Source organism: Enterococcus sp. 10F3_DIV0382 (genome assembly GCF_002140245.1).
Taxonomy (GTDB): Bacteria; Bacillota; Bacilli; order Lactobacillales; family Enterococcaceae; genus Enterococcus_B; species Enterococcus_B lactis.
In genome coordinates this window covers 102,151-122,815 of sequence record NZ_NGMF01000003.1, presented here as the reverse complement: position 1 = coordinate 122,815, position 20,665 = coordinate 102,151, and the positions used below count along the sequence as shown (strand labels likewise).

General features: G+C 36.2%; 20 protein-coding genes. 19 read left to right on the top strand and 1 reads right to left on the bottom strand.

Going from position 1 to position 20,665, the window contains the following annotated elements; genetic code table 11:
- Nucleotides 1–28: 28 nt before the first annotated feature.
- Complete coding sequence (locus A5849_RS13900) at nucleotides 29–238, bottom strand: hypothetical protein (protein WP_002311538.1); 210 nt, start codon at nucleotides 236–238, stop codon at nucleotides 29–31.
- A 187-nt stretch (nucleotides 239–425) separates the two neighbouring features.
- On the opposite strand from A5849_RS13900, the gene A5849_RS13895 reads away from it, so the two are divergent.
- The 19 genes from A5849_RS13895 (at nucleotide 426) to A5849_RS13805 (ending at nucleotide 20,622) form a co-directional block, all read left to right on the top strand.
- On the top strand, nucleotides 426–893 hold the full coding sequence (locus A5849_RS13895) for a hypothetical protein (RefSeq protein ID WP_010861619.1): 468 nt from the start codon (nucleotides 426–428) through the stop codon (nucleotides 891–893).
- A gap of 36 nt (nucleotides 894–929) precedes the next feature.
- Entirely contained in the window at nucleotides 930–1,172 is a 243-nt protein-coding gene (locus A5849_RS13890; protein ID WP_086310181.1) for a DUF5415 family protein, read from the top strand.
- Nucleotides 1,173–1,189: 17 nt separating this feature from the next.
- Nucleotides 1,190–1,492 (top strand): TrbC/VirB2 family protein, encoded by a 303-nt coding sequence (locus A5849_RS13885; protein ID WP_002314409.1) that lies wholly within the window; start codon nucleotides 1,190–1,192, stop codon nucleotides 1,490–1,492.
- A 69-nt stretch (nucleotides 1,493–1,561) separates the two neighbouring features.
- Nucleotides 1,562–3,625, top strand: a complete 2,064-nt coding sequence (locus A5849_RS13880; protein WP_086310180.1) for a hypothetical protein — start codon at nucleotides 1,562–1,564, stop codon at nucleotides 3,623–3,625.
- Entirely contained in the window at nucleotides 3,625–6,234 is a 2,610-nt protein-coding gene (locus A5849_RS13875) for a VirD4-like conjugal transfer protein, CD1115 family (RefSeq protein WP_086310179.1), read from the top strand. The genes A5849_RS13880 and A5849_RS13875 overlap by 1 nt, the downstream gene beginning before the upstream one ends.
- Complete coding sequence (locus A5849_RS13870) at nucleotides 6,231–8,600, top strand: pLS20_p028 family conjugation system transmembrane protein (RefSeq protein ID WP_086310178.1); 2,370 nt, start codon at nucleotides 6,231–6,233, stop codon at nucleotides 8,598–8,600. Before A5849_RS13875 ends, A5849_RS13870 begins: the two co-directional genes overlap by 4 nt.
- A gap of 51 nt (nucleotides 8,601–8,651) precedes the next feature.
- Nucleotides 8,652–8,984 (top strand): hypothetical protein, encoded by a 333-nt coding sequence (locus A5849_RS13865; RefSeq protein ID WP_086310177.1) that lies wholly within the window; start codon nucleotides 8,652–8,654, stop codon nucleotides 8,982–8,984.
- Nucleotides 8,985–9,578, top strand: a complete 594-nt coding sequence (locus A5849_RS13860) for a hypothetical protein (protein WP_086310176.1) — start codon at nucleotides 8,985–8,987, stop codon at nucleotides 9,576–9,578.
- 162 nt (nucleotides 9,579–9,740) lie between these two features.
- Nucleotides 9,741–11,765, top strand: a complete 2,025-nt coding sequence (locus tag A5849_RS13855; RefSeq protein ID WP_086310175.1) for a VirB4 family type IV secretion system protein — start codon at nucleotides 9,741–9,743, stop codon at nucleotides 11,763–11,765.
- Nucleotides 11,765–12,982 carry a glucosaminidase domain-containing protein gene (locus tag A5849_RS13850; RefSeq protein WP_086310174.1) on the top strand — a complete coding sequence of 406 codons (1,218 nt, stop codon included), beginning with the start codon at nucleotides 11,765–11,767 and terminating at the stop codon, nucleotides 12,980–12,982. The genes A5849_RS13855 and A5849_RS13850 overlap by 1 nt, the downstream gene beginning before the upstream one ends.
- Nucleotides 12,983–12,997: 15 nt before the next feature.
- Nucleotides 12,998–13,642 (top strand): hypothetical protein, encoded by a 645-nt coding sequence (locus A5849_RS13845; RefSeq protein ID WP_086310173.1) that lies wholly within the window; start codon nucleotides 12,998–13,000, stop codon nucleotides 13,640–13,642.
- Nucleotides 13,643–13,652: 10 nt separating this feature from the next.
- Nucleotides 13,653–14,459, top strand: coding sequence for a hypothetical protein (locus A5849_RS13840; RefSeq protein ID WP_086310172.1), 807 nt, complete (start codon nucleotides 13,653–13,655; stop codon nucleotides 14,457–14,459).
- Between the two features lie 22 nt (nucleotides 14,460–14,481).
- A complete protein-coding gene (locus tag A5849_RS13835) occupies nucleotides 14,482–14,712 on the top strand; it encodes a hypothetical protein (RefSeq protein ID WP_002304981.1) in 231 nt (76 codons plus the stop codon).
- 512 nt (nucleotides 14,713–15,224) lie between these two features.
- Nucleotides 15,225–15,521 (top strand): hypothetical protein, encoded by a 297-nt coding sequence (locus tag A5849_RS13830; RefSeq protein WP_002293513.1) that lies wholly within the window; start codon nucleotides 15,225–15,227, stop codon nucleotides 15,519–15,521.
- 1 nt (nucleotide 15,522) lies between these two features.
- Complete coding sequence (locus A5849_RS13825; RefSeq protein WP_002295642.1) at nucleotides 15,523–15,945, top strand: hypothetical protein; 423 nt, start codon at nucleotides 15,523–15,525, stop codon at nucleotides 15,943–15,945.
- 18 nt (nucleotides 15,946–15,963) lie between these two features.
- Nucleotides 15,964–17,556, top strand: coding sequence for a MobP2 family relaxase (mobP2, locus tag A5849_RS13820; RefSeq protein WP_086310171.1), 1,593 nt, complete (start codon nucleotides 15,964–15,966; stop codon nucleotides 17,554–17,556).
- A gap of 11 nt (nucleotides 17,557–17,567) precedes the next feature.
- The gene (locus A5849_RS13815; RefSeq protein WP_002295640.1) at nucleotides 17,568–17,903 is read left to right on the top strand and encodes a hypothetical protein; all 336 of its coding nucleotides are present in this window, start codon (nucleotides 17,568–17,570) and stop codon (nucleotides 17,901–17,903) included.
- Between the two features lie 139 nt (nucleotides 17,904–18,042).
- Nucleotides 18,043–18,237, top strand: coding sequence for a hypothetical protein (locus A5849_RS13810; RefSeq protein WP_002295639.1), 195 nt, complete (start codon nucleotides 18,043–18,045; stop codon nucleotides 18,235–18,237).
- 12 nt (nucleotides 18,238–18,249) lie between these two features.
- Complete coding sequence (locus tag A5849_RS13805) at nucleotides 18,250–20,622, top strand: ArdC-like ssDNA-binding domain-containing protein (protein ID WP_002295638.1); 2,373 nt, start codon at nucleotides 18,250–18,252, stop codon at nucleotides 20,620–20,622.
- The last annotated feature ends 43 nt before the right edge of the window (nucleotides 20,623–20,665 follow it).

Here is a 20,665-nt window from a genome sequence, read left to right as displayed (position 1 = left end):
TCATGTATTTCTGGCTTTTCTTAATTTGTTACTTAGTTGAAGCGTTAGTATCAATGGTTTCTTCAGCTAATTTATTTAATTTTATAGCATTGATGAATCTCATATTGTCTATACTAGAGCGCTTATTTGCGAGATCACTGACCGTAGTTAAAGGTACGCCAGATTCTATAGATATAGAACGAACTGATTTACCACTATCAAACAGCAACCATTCGATTTTCTTTTTATCAGCGTACATTGCAATGCTCCCTCTTGATTTTTTCTTTATTATAGCTCTTTTTTGTAATAAATCACAATATCAAGAGAGAAAGTTTTTATAGAAAGGTGGGAAATTATGAGTATCCGTTCCCCGTGTATCAAAATGAGGTTTGTTGCTACTTTCGTTATTTGATATACTAAAATAAAACAACGAAAGAAGGAATAAAATGAAGAAAAAGCAACTATGGTTTGTCTCTATGTTTGCAATATTTTTTATTATTTTAAGTGGATGTTCAAGTAATAAGAAATCGGAAGCTAAAGAAGATAATAGTTTATTGCAACCAGGAACTGTTTGGAAAGAAGAAGTAGGTGGTCTTATTCATAATTTAAAAATTATAGATGATACTACCTGGGAATATTCTGAAAGTGTATGGCATCCAGATCCTGTACAAATAACAGTTAAGAGGCAAAAGGATTATGAAGGTTTAGAAAGATACAAAATAGTAGATTCTGCAGGTATCAGGAAATTTATAAACAAACCCGATTCTTTATTTATCGTTGTTCCTTACGAGAAAGATGGCGTAAAAAAAATTGTTTTTCTTGGATCTAGTAAGGATGAAAAGCGAACGAAAGAGAAATTGATTCATGATGGATCACAATCAAATAAATACAAATTACAAAAGACTAGCGAATGATTGCTAATCTGGATATAAGTTACAAAAGACTAGCGAGTGATTGCTAGTCTTTTTATTTATTCTGAAGGAGGAATCATAGTGGCAAAAGCGAAAACGCCATTTGAAAAAGCCGCGTCTAAAATCTTAGAGCGTCGTGGTGTTTCTGAAACACAATGGAAACAAGAAGTCCTTGAAAAAGCACAATTTGACCTATTACGGGGAAAAGACAAGGACTTAGAAGGGTATATCTATCAACGTGAACGTGAAAAACTTGTTTTCGATGAAATTATTAAACACTAAAAGGAGCGAACAATTTTATGTTTGAATCAATTACAATGAATTTTTTAACACAACCGAAAGTAGTGGCTGCGGTTGATATTTTTAGAGCATTACAAACTGCCGCAACTAGCTTAAAAAACAATTTAATGATTTTTGCTGGTGTTGCGGCCGTTGCTTCCATTGTTATTGGGGGGCTTTTCTTCCTATTTGGACGAAGAGGAGCTGAAAACGGGAAGATGCACGTAGGTTATGTATTGATGGGGGTAGGTGTTATTCTAGGGGCTGCTTCTATCATAACTTCGTTATTTGGATTATTTGGGCAAACACCTCAAGGATTATAAGAAAGTAAAAAAGTAGGAGTAAGAAGTAGTCGATACTTTTTACTCCTTTTTTATGAAAGGAGACTATTCATGTACTTTACGATTGCAGGCAATACCAAAACAGATAAAGAGGTAATAAAAAAAGCAACGAAGGAAGTAGGAAAGCGTACTTCTTTTTTACCGAAAACAATTAAATATTCTGTCATTGAAACGGAAGAACAACTACATGTGTTAGGGAAAGTACTGGAACACGAAAGTCGATCTTCTGTTAAGTTGACTCTCACGTTACATGACACAGAAGGAAAAATAGAGAAAGCTGGTACAGAATACGTTTTTGGCCCGCTAGATTATCAAATTTCAGAAGGTTTCTATCCTACCTTGATGGATTTAATTCGTCTTGATGTGTTTAAAGAAACGGATGAAACCATGAGTGCGGAAGAGTCTTATCGAAACGAAAAACTGCTACAAGTGTTAGAAGAAGAGTTGGAGAGCGACCAAAGAAAAGTGAATCAAGTGAGTGAAGTCGAAGTAAACGAAGAAGTTCCATGGGAACGCCCAATCTTTCCAAAGGATGAATCAAAAGAAAAAGAAACAGGCAATGTTGACGAAAAAACTGATATTCCAAATCAAAAAATGATATTTGAGGAAGAAAACGAGGTAATGGATCAATTGGAGGTAGATCCCTTTGAAGAAACAATGGAGGATGAAGAAACGTCCGAAGTAGAAATTGATCCAGTTGAAGCGAATGAAGAGCCAACATGGACTGAAGGGGATTCTCAGGAATATATTGAACCACTTATCAGTGAAGAAGTAGAGAAAAACGAAACAGAGATACAAAAGGCAACTGTATTTGATTATATTTTGGATCAATATCCGCCAGAGCATGAATGGATGAAAGAAAAAAACAAATTATTTTTAAATGAGCTTTATTCGAAAGATCAATTACCCCAAACCTATCAAGCATTTTTAGAGAGTAAAGAAGAATTAATCTCACAGGGTAAAGGCACACTTTTAGAACAGTTAGAGTCTGTCCAATCAACAAATTGGCATGAGCTTGCACAAGAAGATTTATTAGCCACCTTTGAAGAACGTCAACAAGAAACAGATCAAGAAATTAATGAGTATGCGACGGAACAGTCGTCTAATTGGGAGAAAGCAAAAGAGGAACTAAATAAAGAAGAACAGCGAGTGATTGAAGAAGAAGTACAAAAAATTAAAGAGCGATACGAAAAGAAACGCGACAATGCGTATTCCTTGTGTGTAGAAAAGATCAATAATTTTACCCAGACGAATCAAGGAGCGTTATCGAAAGAAAAAGAAAACTTGTTAAAAGAACGTATAAGAGAACGAAAAGAAGAATTTTATCAAGGTTTGCGTACAGATAAGCTAAAGATTAGCAAAGAATTAAATGAGCAACTGAATAAGCTATATCAAACAACGACTGAAGTTCTTATGGAAAAACACGAGCAGATCCAGCAAGAATTACAAGTACAAATTCCAAAATGGAAAAAAGAGTATGAAATTCAACAACGAGAATTGAAAGAACAAGAAGAAAAACAACGGCAAAAAGAAAAAGAGCGCGAACAATTAGAACTAAAAAAACGTGAACAGGATCTTGCGGAACAACAAATGGCAATAGAAAAACAACGGTTAAACCAAGAAAAGGAAAAAGAAGCAGCTGCTCGTAAGGAACGTCAAGAACAAATGGATACATTGCGACAAGCTCAGTTAAATTATCTAGCACAACCTCAACCAACGCCTTCAGTAGCTGCTGTTCAAACCCCAATGAACAACCAAACAAATCTAACTCCTTCACCACAGCGTTCCTTTAACGGATGGATGGTGGGATGTATTGCAAGTTTAAGCTTGCTTCTAGGTGGAGGGACAGTATTTGCTTTTAATCATATCAATCAATCTTCACAGGCTGATTCTGTAGCCACAACGGCGTCAATCAAGGAAGAAGCCCAAGAACAAGCAAGAAAAGAGTATGAACAACAATTGGAAGAATTATTGAATCGTACCAATCAGGCAACAACAGAGTCAAGTATGGAAAATAGCAAAGAGAGTGATCCTAGTAAGGCTAAAGAAGGATCAAGCGATTCAACTGTACAATCAAACACTTCCGAAAGTTCAGAATCAAATGAGGTGAAATAATGCGTGTTAGAGAAACAACGAGACGAAAAGACAAACGATTCAATTTAGAAAAGAATAGGTATCTTTCTCATTTCTATCGCTATACTCCTTCAGGAGAAGAGCTACCAGAAAAACATGACAAACGTATTTCTCAAAAGATTTTTTATAGTGGCTTAGCTTATCTTCCTTTAAACTATGTTGTTACAAGAATACCAGAAGCATTTCATCGATTTGAGATTATTCCAGGAAGTTTACAAGGAGTGAATATTTTTCAGTTACAAGAAATGCCGCAGTTATTCCATTTTGATTCAACTGGTTTTTGGAATCCTTTGACCCCAACAACAAGTTTAGGCACACGTTTAGTTGTTTCTACGATTTGTGTTGTTCCAGCTATACTTATGGGATTGAAAATGGACATGTGGTTTCGTCCTCTAGCAGATGGGCAAAAAGGAGATAACCGATTAAAAACGTTAAAGGAAATCCAACAAATTTATCCGCAAATACCAGAATCAAAGGGAGGTTTTCCTGGTTATGGCGGAATACCAATTACTCATTATAAAAAGTACTGGTATATTCAGACGGATACAGTAAATACTTGTATTGTTGGTACTTCCCGTTCAGGGAAAGGACAGATAGAAGTTTTAGCAACCATTGACAATTTGTCTCGTGCAGAAAGACAAAGTTCAATGGTTGTTAATGATCCAAAAACAGAATTATATGTTGCTAGTAAAGATGAACTAGAAGCTAGAGGGTATGATGTGTATGCATTTAATATCACCGATCCACTGCAATCAATGAGTGATAATCCATTGGCACTCATCGTGAAATACTGGAAGCGAGGAGACATAGACACAGCGACACAGTTAACCAATACTTTCACGAATACGATTTATTATGATGCCAACGCTTCAGACAATAAATACTTTAACGAAAATGCGCAAAAAGCTGTCAATGCGCTTATTTTTGCGTTATTGGAACAAGCGGATCAGACAGGGGATTACTCCAAATTAACACCGAATAATCTCGTCGAACTTCTTTCTGAGATTGGTGGTTTTAATTACCAAGATCCTGATAATGAATTCAAGCAGCTCAATGCTTTAGATGAATTTATGAATCAGTTACCACCTGGAAACATAGCAAAAAAACAATATGGGGCAACAAAAATTGGTTCTGATAAAGCGAAAGGCAACATTCTATCGACAGCGATCACAGGACTAAATCCATTTACACTGACGAAAATTGCGAAAATGACTTCTCAATCAACCATTGATTATAAGTCCATTGGTTTTCCGAAGTATTTGGATCTCAAACTACACGAGAGTCTGTTAAACCAGCGAATTGTTGTAGAGTTTTATCATCAAGGAAAAAAATTTCATGAGGAACGTGTCAAAGTAGGCTATAGAGGTTTTTGTGAAATTAACTTTGATTGTCATTTAGAACAGGGAGATCATGTTTGCTTAAAATATGATCATCGAGGAAAAGAATATGTTGCTTGGTATGAGTTTTCTCAAAGAGTATTGAAAGACGAAGAGGGAAATATCGTTTATCGAAAAAAACGAGGAGAAACCCATTTGCCAGAATTAGAAAAAGAAGCCGTTCTAACATTAGATGAGGATAAAAGTAACTTATTAGTAGAGTCTATTCGGATGCACTATACCGATAAACCAATGGCTATTTTTATGCTCACACCTGATTATGATCCATCTAACCATATCATTGTTAGTATTTTTCTTAGTCAGTTGTATAAAGAATTATCTACGCAATGTGTTAAGACTAAAGGAGATAAATGTCACCGTAGGATTCATTTTATTTTAGATGAATTTGGGAATATGCCACCAATGGATAATATGGAAGGAATCATGACAGTCACAGCTGGTAGAAACATGTTGTGGGATTTGTTTATCCAATCCTATCAGCAACTTTATGCGAAGTATGGGGAACAAAACGCAGCGATTATCAAAGAAAATTGTCAGACACATATTTATATTATGTCGACAGACGATAATACCATCGAAGAATTTTCCAAAAAAGTGGGGAATAAGACGGTTGAACAAGAGAACAGTACCACCAATTCATTAGGTATGAATACTCATATCAATCGCAATGTTGATTCAGATCGTATCTTAACTCCTGAAAGAATTTCTACTTTTTTAGAAGGTGAAACGATTGTACTCGCTCCTTTAAAACGACAAGATTTGAAAGGTCATAAAATACGGCCGTATCCTATTTTTAATCATGGGGAAACGAATCTTCCTTATGCTTATCAATATATTGAAGATTTCAATCCATCGTGGGATATCAATGATATAGACATACATTGTACACATGCGGACTTGGATCTTAAGGCTTTACAAATTGATTACGATTATTTTCTACCTGATATCTATGCACGTCGACTTTATCACAATATGCACGATCAAATAGAAGAGGAAGCTAAAGAAAACATTTTTATTAAAATCGTTCAATCTTTAGACAACTCAACGGCACAAAAGTTACTTATTCAATTTTATGAAGAGAAGCAAATAGATCGTTTGCAAGAATACCTTGAAAAATTGCATCAAAATGAAGAAATTACAGAGGTTATAAGGAAACGACTTTTGCTAGAAGCTGAAAAGGCGGTGAAAGAATGATCATTGGAGGAATATTTTCCGGCATTGCCGACTGGTGGTCAGGCTTATTTGGGGATGGGGATGCAGATCCCAAAACCGTAACGAAAGTCTTACAAGATTATGGTAATTATCTGCAGTATCAAGATGTATTCAGTTGGATTTGTAATACTTTTTTATGGGGTTTGATTAAAGGGTTATATAATCTCAATACTTTACTAGAAAAAACAATTTATCAAAGCTTTGATTTAAAAGACTTATTGAACGCTGCTGGTGTTAATGAACTGTTTCAAAGTTTGATTAGTAAGGTATTGGCTCTTTTTTGTGTCGTCACATTAATTTATTTAGGCTTAAAATTTTTTATGAGTAAACATCCACCAAAAATCAAAAATATCTTGGTTAATCTATTTATGGCCATGATTTTGATTTTTGGTGGTAGTTCTTTAATCGATGAAGGGCTAAATATTAGTAAAAACTTTTACGGAGACGTGACTGCAGCAAATAAAGCAGATAAAACTGGATCACCTGCTTTTCAAATTATTCAAAATAATGTGATCGATGTGAGTACGCTACTAGAAACTGATCCGAATAAAGTAGAATCCCTACCAACAGATAAAAGAAATGCTCTCACGGCGAAAAACTTTAAGACAGCAAATATTAATTCAGTGATTATTCCTAAGGAAGCCGCTAAGATGGCGGATGAAGATAAGAGTGGTCTATCAGATATACAAAAGGATCGGCTAAGAGCGTTACAATACCGACTGGAACTGGATGATAATGGAAAAGAAATCCCTGTAGAGATTAGTGATGAGGGGTTAGCAAAATATGTGTATACTTCAGGCTATCGCCGATACATTAGTAGTCCAGGGATTATTTTAGCTGGTGAATCTTCTTTGTCGGTTGCCTATTTATTTATCTTGTTTACGATTGTAACTTGCATTATTGAGCTGGTATTTAAAAAATTCTATTTAGTAATTGCCGCGTCAACGGACTTTGAGACAGGACAACGGATGAAAAGTGCTATAGAAGATATTTCTCAATCCTTCTTGTTATTGGTGTTTACGATTTTAGAATTACGAATCTATACATTAATGCTGTCAGGTATCGGTGATTTGCACGCAGCAGGCAAGATCAACGGATTTTTGTATGTTGTCGCTTTAATTGTACTAACCATTGCGCTATTCAAAGGCTCTCAATCTGTTACGAAGATTTTCGGTGTTGATACAAGTCTGAAAAACGGCAGCAATTCTCTTCTTAGCATGTTTGCCTTAGGAAATATTGCGAAAAATGTGGGTAGCGGAGCTAAAAACCTTGCAAGTGCTGGTAAGAGTGGTTTAAGCAATTTAAATGATATTCGTAAAAATGGATTTGGCAATCGAAAAGATGTTACCCCTGATAACGGGGAAGAACAATCAGACGATAAAGCTACAACTGTACCTAATAGTAAGAAAACAGTTTCCGAAATGTTCGGGAAAGCGAAAAATGGTGTTTCTAAAGCCGCAGAAGGTCTTGGTTACGTCAATGAACGTGGGTTGTTAAAAGGAACAGCTGAAGATCTTACAGAAAAAGCCAAAGACACCTTAGAAGAGAAATTAGACGGCACAAGAGCTAAAGAATTGGCTGAAGCTGTGAAGAATCCATCCGAAGCACTAGAAAAACAAAAAGAAAAAGCTTCAGAAGTCAAAGAAGGACTAAAAGGTGCGTATGGTGAAGGACAAGTCAATGCAGCAGTAAAAGCTAATACAACAACCGAAAAAGGAAATCAAGAAGGTGCAGCGATTCCTTCAGCCAAAGATCACCAAGATGGGTTGCATTCTAACGAAAATTCAGAAGAAGAACAAAATGGTCAATTACCAAAAACAGATCCAGAACAATATCGTTATAAATCTAACATTAATTCTGAGAATGAAAAGCGCATTTCAGATTTACCAAAACGAAATCAAGAAGTACAAACGGATGAGGATTCCATCGATCTGCCAAATGATAATGGAATCGAAGTTGGAACTGAAAAATCAACGAAAATTGGTTTGCTTAAGACACAAAATTTACCAATGAAAGATAGTCGTTTGAATCAATTCAAGGAGAATGATCAAAGCTTTGTTCACCAATCAACTGCAGGTACTGTTCAAATGAAACCAAGTCGTTTGCCTGAAAATGGAAATCTGACAACTGTTTCTTACAATTTATCTGAAAGTGGTGAGACAGGGAATGCGTCCGTTCAAAATGTTGTGACAAGAGAAGCTGCACCAGAACCTATTCAAAAAGTTCACACAGGTTACAAACCAGCAAATGTGGCATTTACTGCACCAACAAAAATAAATGTAACAAGAGAAACTAAAAACAGGAACAATGAATTGAAAGAACAATTATTGAAGGATATCAAATCATAAAAGGCCTACGAGTTAGGCCTTTTTTCTATGTATGAAAAGGGGAAATCATTTATGGATAAATATATTAACATGAAAAATCCTCCAAGATTTAGTGGGGAATGGAAGTTTTTCGCATTTTTCTTTTTAGATCTATTAACGCTTGGTGGTTGCTTTTTTTGGGCGAAAATAGTCAATAATCTTGTCCACTTACCACTCTTTTTTGCACTCTTGAATTATGGCTTATGGATTGCGATAGCTTTAGTGATTGTTTGGCGACCCTATAATAACCCAGGTCAACGCCAGATTTTTGCGATTATCGAGTCTGTTTTTTTTACGGACAAGAACCATTATCATGCGTTAGATCCTAACCGAAATTATCATGGTACGTATAAGGAGGATGAATAAATGCGAGTCAAAGGTCAAAATTCAGTTGACAGAAAATCCATTTTGCAGTTTGGAAAACCAGAAGAGCGCTCTATCTTGGACTTATTTCCTTATAAATCCTGTACAGAAGAGGGAGTCTTAATTACTAAAGAAGATCATTTTCAACGTTATTATCGTGTAGTTTCTACAGATGTGGAAGGATTAAATGAACAAGAGAAACTGGAACGAATGAATCAGTTGACCACCGTCATGCGTACGTATGTGCCAACGATTAAGTTAGTTAGTTTGACCACAGAGACGGATCTAACGGAACAAATCGTACAAAAGCGGCAGTTATTAGATAAGAATCGTATGGAACAATCCTTAGGAAGAAATCTACAGCGATTAAGAAAATATGAAAAGAAATTAGTAGAGGAAATCCAGGAATTGAAACGAGCAGAACAGGAACGTCCTGACTTAAGCTTCTTTTTCATCATTGAAGGAAAGACAATCAAGGATTTACAAACCAGAAACCGTCAATTAATGCGATCCAGTGGCATTTTAGGGTTAAAACCGCTCTACAAAAAAGAATTGATCAAGATTCTTTATCGAATGAATAATATGAATGATGAGTAGGAATGGAGAAGAGAGAATGAAATATCCGTTGATATGGTTAGAAAAAGATGTTCCGAAGGAAGAGACCACTAGAAAATTTCCTCACACTTTAAGCCTGAGTAAGTTGGGAAAAGGGCAATCTTTTCACCAAGTAAAGAATCAAACAAGAAGAGGTGACTGTACATGTTAGAAGCGATTAAAACAGCTTTTTCACCACAAAATGATCAAAAAGTACTTGATCCATTAAAGCAACTAGGAAATCGGGAAAACGAAATTTTAAAATCCAAAGGGTATGATTTAGATTTTTTAAAACAAGTGATGCCACAAGGTGGATTAAATTTCGATGAAGAGTATGTGACCTATGGAAATGGTTATTCACGGTGTGTGACAGTTTATCACTACACAAAAAATCCAACGCTTTTTTGGTTGGCCAATCTCATGAACAATCCTCATACAGTGGCCACACTCGATGTTAGCACAGATGAAAAGCAAAAAGTGATTGATCAAATCAATCGTGCCTTAGATGAATTAAATGATCGATCAGATAACGAACGAAAAGCGACTGACCGAAATAAAAGCGCAGAAGAATACCTGGAACTAGCGGAATATGCCCGAAAATTGACTTCTAATGGTGAAATTTCTAAACAAGTCAAAGTGAGAGTACATGTTTACGGAAACACGATTCAAGAAGTAGATGAACGAGCGCAGGAACTGATTGAAAATCTCAAAGGGATGGATTATCGTGCGGTGACCTATCTGCATAAAACCAAACGAGATTGGCAATCGATGTTTACCATGTTCGATGAACAAGCTGAATGGTTCGGAAATATCAAAGGGCAATCACTACCATCGTTAAACATTGGCGGAGGTTTCCCGTTCCACCACCAAACGCTAAAAGATCCAGGAGGGACACAATATGGGGAAACCATGACAGGCGGCCCATTTGTCTGGAATGCGACGTATAAAAATAGTGTACGGTTGTCTACTAATACCTTGCTTCTAGGAATGATGGGAGCTGGTAAATCGACCGTTCTTAAAATGATCGCGGAAGCCCATTTAGCTGCAGGAGACTTTATTTGGGGCTTTGAAAAGGGAAAAGACTTTATTCCTTTCTTAAAGGAATATAACGGTATTATGGTGCGCTTAGACGGATCTGACGGGATGATCAATCCTTTAGAAATATTTGCCACACGGACGTATGATGAAGCATCCAGTTTATATGACGATGGATCAGTCAAAGATTTGAAGATCAATGAAGCAGCGTCCTATCAAACACACTTAGACAAAGTGGTCTATCAGGTACAGTTAGTGAGTCCTCAGCTAAAAGGAACGATGAAAGCAGAATTTAAGACCTATTTAAATCGTTTTTATGAAGAGTATGGAACAGTACCACGCGGCTTTACTTCCTCAAACTCGCGTTCAAATACTGATACGCAAGTCACAGGGAAAGATCCAGAAGCTTATCCGACATTCAAAGAATTTTTAGACTTCTTAGGACAACTGGAATTACCAGGTGCTTCCCAAGAGAAAAAGAATCGAAAAGAAGAAATGGAATCCATCGTAGAATCCTTATGTGAGACGTATGGCATGATTTTTGATGGGCATAGTACAATTCGACACCTTGACCAACAACAGTTGGTCTTTTTTGATATTGATTCAATCACTGGATTGGATCGTGGGGTGCAACAATGTCAAATGTACATGGCTATGACGTTGATTTGGAATCAGGCATTGATTCAAGGAAGAAGACAACGACGTTTAATTAAAGAAAAACAAATGGAAGAACAAGACTTCAAACGCTTCTTGGCGATGATTGATGAGTGCCATAATGCGATTAATCCAGATTTTATTGAAACGGTAAATTATGTCACAAACTTTCAACGAGAAATGCGTAAAGTAGAAGCAATGACTGTTTTAGCTACACAATCCCCACAAGAAATGGTGCCAGAAAATATGTCTTCTGATAACTTCTCGAAACTGAAGAAAGTCTTTGAATTTTCTTCTACGAAGATCTTTATGCGTATGGATGAATCTATTTTACGTCATATAGAAGGATTAGTTGGTAAATCAATGACGAACTCAGAACTAGAATCCATTCCTCAACAAAATCAAGGAGACGCTGTGATCAATTTTGGCTCAAAAGAAACCATTCGTGTTCATTTTAGTCCGAACAAACGTCAATTAAAATTGTTTGATGGAGGAAAATAATGGAAAACCAAAATGAAAGTTTAATCAAGCAGTATGTTAAGCGTCGTGCAAAGCGACGCTTATTTTTGTGGTTGTTTGGTACTTCTGCAGGTTTGATTACTATTTTGATCACTGTGTACGTGACCCTTTTTCTAATACTGGCGGCGGGTTCGATTGATAATTCTGATTCAGATTCAAGCAGTGGTGGCGAAGTTTTTGGCGAAGCTTTTACAGGAGAATATTCGGAAGGATTACCCATTTATAAAGAAATCAAAGGAAGAGGCCCTTTTTCTGATGAGATTGCGCAATATGCTGTAGGTGCAGCAGTGAAATATAAATTATTACCAAGTGTGATCCTTTCGCAATACGGTTACGAATCAGCGTTTGGTACGTCGGCGTCCGCAAGAAATGATCTCAATTATTTTGGGATTACGTGGTTCGATGGCTGTTTGTTTCCTAAAGGAACTGCACGAGGAATTGGTGGTATTGAAGGTGGCTGGTACATGAAGTTTCCCAACTCAAAAGCCGCATTCTCTTATTACGGATTTATGGTAGCTACGCAGTCAAACTTTAATGCAAGCGTAGGAAATAAAAGCCCTGGCGCAAGCTTATTGATCTTAGGACGAGGTGGTTATGCCGCTGCAGGAATCACTGAAGATAGTCCTTATTATACAGGTTGTATGTCGATTATTACCTCAAATAAATTAACAGAATATGATGAATTTGCGATCAAACATTGGGGAGAAGGCGGAAATGACAACGGTACGATTACTGGTGAATGGACGAATCCTTTCCCTGGCAGCAGTTTAGATAAAAGTTCCTTCAGCGGTGGTCAATTATTTGGAACAAATCCAGGCGGTGAATTCCGTCCGAATGGCTTCCATGATGGATTAGATTTTGGTTCAGTTGATCATCCAGGAAGTGAAATTCACGCGGTGCATGGAGGAAAAGTCGTGTACGTTGGCAATCCTGGTATTTCAGGTTTAGGTGCTTGTGTGATCGTGATTAATTACGACGGTTTGAATATGGTATATCAAGAATTTGCGAATAGTACAGGAAATTCTCGTGTGAAGGTTGGAGATCAAGTGAAAGTTGGTCAAGTAATCGGGATACGAGATACAGCACACTTACATTTAGGTTTCACTCGAATGGATTGGTGTCAAGCACAAGGACACGCATTCACAGATGATGGTACATGGATTGATCCATTACCATTTTTGAATAGCAGCAAAAAATAGATCAGGAGAAAAAATATGGAAAATAAAACGTTAAAAATCGTCTTAACAGCTGCAATTAGCGTTAGTTTAATCGGCAATATCGCGTTGTTTTGGCAGCTGAAAGAGGAACAAGCGACAAATACCTATAAAATTGAAGAAGTGGCTAAAAACGCGTCTGAGAAGCTCAAAAAAAATTCCTCTGAGGCACAGGTGAAGATCGACAAGTTAAATCAAACCATCAATGAGAAAAACCAAGAAATCGATCAGCTGAAGCAACAAGATGGCACAAAAGCAAAAGAGGAAGTCACTGAAGCACAAAGAAAGACGGCAGAAGAGTTTGGTAAATTGGCCATTGATAAATCATTAAGCAGAAATGAATTAACGGAAAAACTAAAAGATGTCGCAACCCAAGAAGTGATCGACAAATTAAGTCCTGCAGACGATGATCACCAACATGATGATTACGGAAGTTACTCTTTTACATTAGGTGACGTGCAAACTTACGCTCAAACAAGCAGTGTAAAAGAGGAACAAAATTTTGTGGTATTTGTTGATTATACAATCGGCAATCCTCAATTTAAAGATGTCAAACCGCAAAAAATAAAAGGTGGATTAACTGTCACTGAAAAACAAGTAGATGGTCAATGGAAAGTCACAGACTTTAGTTATTTCACTCGTTAGGAGGAAGAAAATGAGTAAGAAAAAAGGAGCAAGACAACGTTTCAAAAAACGAAAAAGTTATCTTAGATGGCTGGGAATCTTTATGATTCTCGGCTTTTTGATTCTTGCTAGTCCGATTTACACACATACAAAGGTAGACATACCAGATGAAGTAAGCACGAACGCATTTTTAAACACGAAGGAACTGACGATGGTTTCAAAAGAAAAAGGAGCGAACCAGCAATTAGTTTTTGAATTTGCGATCGACGATGAAGATCAAAGCTTATTAAAAGAACTGGCTAATCTTAATTATCGCGTAGAAGTAAAGACAGCTAAAGGGGATTATCAAGCAATAAAAGCCAAAGTGATTAAGGTGTCTAATGATTATTTTGCAGTGAAACTATCGCATGTACCAGAAGAATATATTGCCATGCGTTTAACCATTATTCCTGAAAAAATTGATCCAAAAGTGGATATGCAAGAACCACAAGATCTGATTTATTACGTTCACGAAGATAAGGTTAAAGATCAAGTGAAAGATGAAGATTATGAACAACATGCGATGAATTACAAAGTGAAAGGATACAAGAAAGAACAAAAAGCAGCACAAAAACAAATTGAATCCTTCCAAGCAACCATTGATTTGAATGAAGAATTAGTGAAGAAACTAAAAGATCAATTGCCTTATCAAGTTGCAGACGATCAGGAAAATACTGAAAATAAGATTAATAGTTACCAGCAAGAAATTGAAACATCGAAAACGCAAATGAAAGATCAAGAAGAGATCATTCAAAAACTTCAAGAAAAAATTGATCGTATGACAAAAGAAAATATTTAGAAGAATAGGTGGAGTAAAAGAAATGAAGCGAGCGAACTTGGTCGGCAAAGATACTTTCGCTGAGCAGAAAGTATTGATTAAAGCCTATCTCAAAGTTGTAAAAGCTAAAGAAATATGTCAAGAAGTGAATTTATCTAACACAACAATATCTGAGTTGAAGAATGGTAGAAAGAGTTTAGATACCTTAAAATTCAGATCATTTGAAGCTTTGTATTTAGCTGCTAAAAAATATTTTACGGCTGAAAGAAAATAAAAACAGGAGGATTTTATGTGAAAAAAGTATATCAAAAATGTTTATGGATCAGCTATATCACCTTAACCATTTGTTAATGAGATGGGAGAAAACATTAACCACGATTCTAACGCAAACATCAAGCACATAAAACATTTAACACTCCTCCTTTCTGGCTGAAGATTTCAACCAAACAGGAAGACAGCGTATCAATTATAGCATACACTTTTTCTTAAATTCATTTTTCATATGACAAAATATTTCCTTCTAATCGACAAAGTTAGAAGGATTTTTTATTGTCTAAATACACAAATAACCTTAATTTATAAAGAGCATAAGGAAACGTGGGAACACTTTTTAAAAAAAGTGTTCCAATAGGCTGTGCCTATTACGTTTCTCAAAAATAAATGTGGGAACAAAATATTTAAAAATAGGATAGTGAAAGGATAGTGAAGGATAGTAAAAGGAGGGTAGTAGGATAGCAAAAAGGATAGGCTCCTTTTCGCTATCCTTTTTAAATTGGAGGAATTAATATGGAAGTAAGAATAAGAAATGTGGATGAGAAAATCGTAAGAGAAATTGATCGAAGATGTGACGAACTAAGTAACCGTACGGGTAATAAATGGAGTCGTAACGATTATTTAAAATTACTAATAGAAAATGATTTTGATCGTCCTTTGATGGAATATAAAAAAGAAAAGTTTGATCAGTTATTAGAAAAGTTTTCAGAAATTCAAAGCTATAACACAAAGATATTAGAAGAATATGTTAGCCAAAACAATCGTATTTTAGAAATCTTGATCGAGCAAAATAGAGGAAGTGAACTTTGATATGGCAAAGGTTATAGACAAACACATTTACTTTCACCAAACACATATCGATGTGTTGGATGAGATTATTTCTACTCATGCAGAAGTTAAAAACTATAGTGAAGCCGTTCGGTTTCTATGTATGAATTATGATCCAGAAATGGAGAAAAAAGTAAATTCCAATCAAGCAAAGTTGAATGGAATGAGTAAAGAAATTTCTATTTTAACCGAAATGGTTTCAGAGTTTGCAGATCTTCATTTGAAAGATACAGGAATACTAATTGGTACAAATTCAACGGTTTACCAAGAAGCAAAAGAACGTGTGGAAGGAAAAATTAAATCTAATCAAACCAAAAAATATTCCCCTCAGTTGAAGAAGCCTGTGAATGAATCTGTTTATGCCAGAGTAGATCCATTTGATCCAACGAAGATTCTAAAAAGATAAAAGTAGAAGGGGAACATGATGAATAAATCGCCTGCAGTCATTCTCACTTGTCAATTTACCTTGCCCAATAAAAAATCTTTTTCAACATACATTGATTATATGACAAGAGAAAAAGCGCTGGAAGAAATGGAACGACGTACGCCTGAAGAAGAACAGGAACTGCAACGAATCAAGAATGCTTTAGAGGATTTTTATATTCCTGAAGGAGAAACTTTTTCGGAGAGTAAGACGGATAAAGAATTCAGCGAAACGTCGAATGAAGCTCAATCTTTGATGGGAAATGGAATCAACTTTGACAAGTTAGAGGAACAAGATTTTACCAAATATCTTTCTTATATGACCCGTCACTATGCGTTAGAACAAAAGAAAGAACTGACGCAAAGTGAACAAAAAGAATACCAACGCTTGAACCAAGCAATAAAAAAATATCAAACAGAGCCACACAAAAAAGCTTCAGGAAACCTTCCTGGAGTTTTTTCTATGGCTTCAGACGAAGTGAAAGGAAGTAATCTGAAGGAGATTAAGCAAATCTTCCAAAGAGGACAACAAAAAGGCTCAATCATTTATCAAGATGTTGTCTCTCATGATAATTCGTATCTTGAAAAAATAGGATTGTACGATCCCAAAACAGATACTTTAGATGAAGAAGGATTAAAAGCAGCTGGAAGAAAAATGATGGAGACATTATTCGAGAAAGAGCAACTGAATGAAACAGGCTACTGGATGGCAACGATTCACCGCAATACTAAACATATCCATATTCATTTTGCAGTTGTTGAAAAAGAAAATACGCGTAAACCTTACACTGAGGTTGAAAATGGTGTGAGTTATATCGTACCGAAAGGTAAGAGAAGACAAGCAACATTAGACGCAATGAAGACCAATTATGTACATGAGTTAGAACGTTTTTCTTATGAAAAGGATCGAATGATTGGTATGGAGAAACGAAATTTATTGACACGAAAAAGTGATTTGCGTAACAGCTTAACAAAAGTGGTAAAAGAGCCAGTACGTTATGATCGACACGCAATGAACTTATTAAATGAAGTATATAGAACCTTACCTGAAAAACGTTCGGAATGGAATTATGGGGATGAAAATCGAACTAAACTTTCACCATACACAAGAGAGAAACTCGACGAGTTAACCCAATATGTGTTAACAAAAGAACCTGAATATCAAGAATATATACAGATTTCAAAAGCATTGAAAGAAGAAGCAGAAATTCTTTATGGGGAAAGCAAGAGAGAATCAAAGGATGCAGAGAAAAATGCTCTCTTTGATTTAAAAAAGCGCACAGGAAATGCCATCCTAACAGAGCTGAAGAGACAGGATAGTCAAATAAAACCATTAATAGAAAGTGTTGATCAGATGCAATCTATTTACAATGAACGATCCTTTCGAACGCTTAAACAATTGCCAACGAATGAATACAAATATAGTTACGAAGAATTCATGAAGCGCAGGAAACAATTCCAACAAAGAGTTGTCACACAGCGGAGTTTACGTCAATTAAATCGAACGATTAATGCCCATGAAGAAAAATACCACGCAAGTAAAGCATACGAAGAGCAACAACGAAGAATTCAAATGGAACAAGAAAGACAGTAGGAGGAAGAGAAATGAAACGATATTTGAATCAATGGAAAGTCATAGAAGGATCACTAAAAAAAGAACGAATCGAACAACTTCCCGATTGTTTGGAAAAAGAGCATTTGTTCCAGATAAGAGAAATGTTGAGAAACGAACAGTTTGATCCAAATCAATTTTTAGTCGTTGAGTACCCAGCTACTGGTGTGTATTGTTGTAATCATGTGAATGGTGAAAAATATTTTATCATTCAAGAATATGAGGGCAAGTTAGCACCTTATTATACTACTTGGGAAATGAATGAAGAGGGAATCAATAACTTTCCATGTAAAAGCATTGAAGAGTCCATTTCACTCACAGAGTGTTAGTTGTTAAGTGAATAAAAGAAGTAAAAGAGTCCTGAACGTGATTGTCCAGGACTCTTTTTTTCAATGAATTGTTTTCCGCCAATTTATTGAGTGGTGCGATTTCCGACTACATTATATCAAAAGAAAGGAGGAAGAAGAAATGGCTTATTCAACTATTGGAGTTGTTGTTGAAAAAAGCAGAGACAATCTCGTTTTTGTGACAGAAATTCAAACAGGCAGATCTTTTGTCGTCACAGACAAAGCGGCAAAAGCTTATCAAAGTGGCGATATTTTAACGTTAAATCTGACTACGAAGACGTTCGTCGATGCGACAGAAGATTATCCATTTGTTTAGGAGGAAACGGACATGGCAGAAGAAAAAGAACCACTAGACAATAGTCGTTTGGGAAAATCCAAAAGAAAATTAGTACGATTGCAAAATGAATTAAACGAACAAATTGAAAAGATGTTTGAACACCAGAGAAAGACCAACGGTCAACCAATGAACGATAAGAGAAATGGGCATTCTTGGTTTAGGCAACAAGAGCGAATCGAAAATAAAGTGCATAGTCTGAGAGAAGAGATCAAGCAACAAGAAAAACAAGTAGAAAAACTTGAAAGACAAGAAGAGATAAAGGAAATGGGCTATAACAAGTACGGCGGACTGGATATGACGATCGAGAATATTCCAAGAATCAAAGAAGAAATCGAACGCTTTGAAAAAGGTGAATCGACTTTTTCAGCCGCTACGATCCGAAAATACCAACGGAAATTGGAAACATTAGAACAGCTGAAAGAAAGATCGGAAAAAGGAAAAGAAAACCTTCTTCCTGAAGTACAAGCAATCATTGACAGCGGACGAGTGACGCAATGGAAAAAAAATCCGACCATTTATTTTCTGAAAGGCTATCGAAAAGTCGCTTTAGAACTGAATGAAAACGGGGAATTTGAGGAATCTAAAAAATACCAAGCCACGTCGGAAGAGGAAAAAGCAGCTGTTCGTGAATTACTTGAAGAGGCTGTACCAACTGATTCTTTGAAGGAGAAAGAAAACGATCATTTTTATCGAGTAGAATTCAACGAAAATGATCCAGAAAAAGGATTGAAAAGTTATGGTGGGGAGATCGTAACATTCGAATTGATCGATCAACTCAAAACGTTGGATAACCAATACGCCGCAGAAGCAGGTTATTATAAATTCTATTTTGAAGAAGTGAAGAACGGAGAAGTAGTCGATCAGATCCGAATGGATCTAGGGGATGGCGTCAACAGTAATCAACCCATCTATTTAGAGTTAGCAAAATTGTGCGAACAAGTACCTGAGAAGGAACAAAAACAATCGGTCAAAAATGAACCTGTTTCGAAAGAACAAATGCAGTCGAAAGAAACAAAAACAAAACAAAAGGGCTATCAAAAACGAACGGCAGAAGAGATTAAACAAGAAGTTAAATCCCTTTCGCAACAGGCACTGGATGCGGTGAAAAAGCATACTCATTCTCCTGAAGACGTCAAAGAACTTTTGAACTTTATGTCTCGTTTTCCAGAACGATCCTTTAGAAATCAATTATTGATTGAGGAACAATTTCCAGGTGCAACGGCTTGTTTAGGTCGTGCCGCGTTGAAAAAAGAAGGAATCTATATCAAAAAAGGGGAACAAGGGAACAAGATCTTTGTCAGAAAAACGGTCAAAGGATTTTATGAGAAAGGACGTGGCTTTGTTCGAGAAATAGAAGCTACACCAGAAGATAAAAAACGAATCGAAAGTGGTCAAATCGAAGTGATCAAAAAAACTTACTACACGATTGAAAAAGTGTTTGATATCACACAAACACAGTTAAAACCTGAAGACTATCCGAAAATCTTTCCGAACCGTGTCTTTGATTTTCAATTGGATAAAAAAGGACAGTCAGAACTTCAAGCTGGGATTCAAGCGGTAGCCAACAATATTGGAATACAAATTCGAGATATGACAGAAAGTGAAGTCTATCAAAGAGAATTAGGACAAGCACGTGGGGCGTATGTTCGTAACGAATTTACTGGCGAAGAAGAAATCGTCATGAATACTCGAAATACTCCTACGCAGCATTTAGCTACAAGTATTCATGAATTAGCCCATGCAAGAATGCACAAATTTTCAGAATTAGATACCGCAACTAAAGAATTGCAGGCAGAAATGACTTCTTATATTGTGTGCAAACATTTTGGAATGGACACGTCGGAGAAAGCTATTCCTTATATTGCAGCATGGACGAAGAATGGTCAGACGTTGGATAATAAGGAAGCTGCGGAACGTGGGAAAATCATGAATGATGTCAGCCGTGTCGCAAATGAATTCATTCAAACCATTTCTAATGAAATCAATCAATACAGAGAAAGAGAACCAGAGATCCAACCAGCAGAAGTGAAGCAGGAGCATAAAAATACTGTAGAAACGGCAGAACAAAAGAATATTGTTCCTGTTGGTTCACTTTGGATCGACAAGAAAGACGGGAAAGTAATGGAAGAAGATACGGGTCGAACGTTACATTTGAAGGATGCGGCGTTTATTGAAGATCCGCAGCATAATCAAGTAATTTTAAAAGGAAAAAGTTATGGAAAAGAGATCCAAACGGCGTTACCTTCAGAAGAATTTGCGCTAGGAAATCCATTCCGATTTTCACTTGAGACAGTGTCAGAAGTGGCAAAACGAAAAAATGAAATCTATTATGAACAACAATTGTCACAAAAAGAACGTGTATAAAACAAGTAAAAAAGACTATCTGAAAAACGGATAGTCTTTTTTC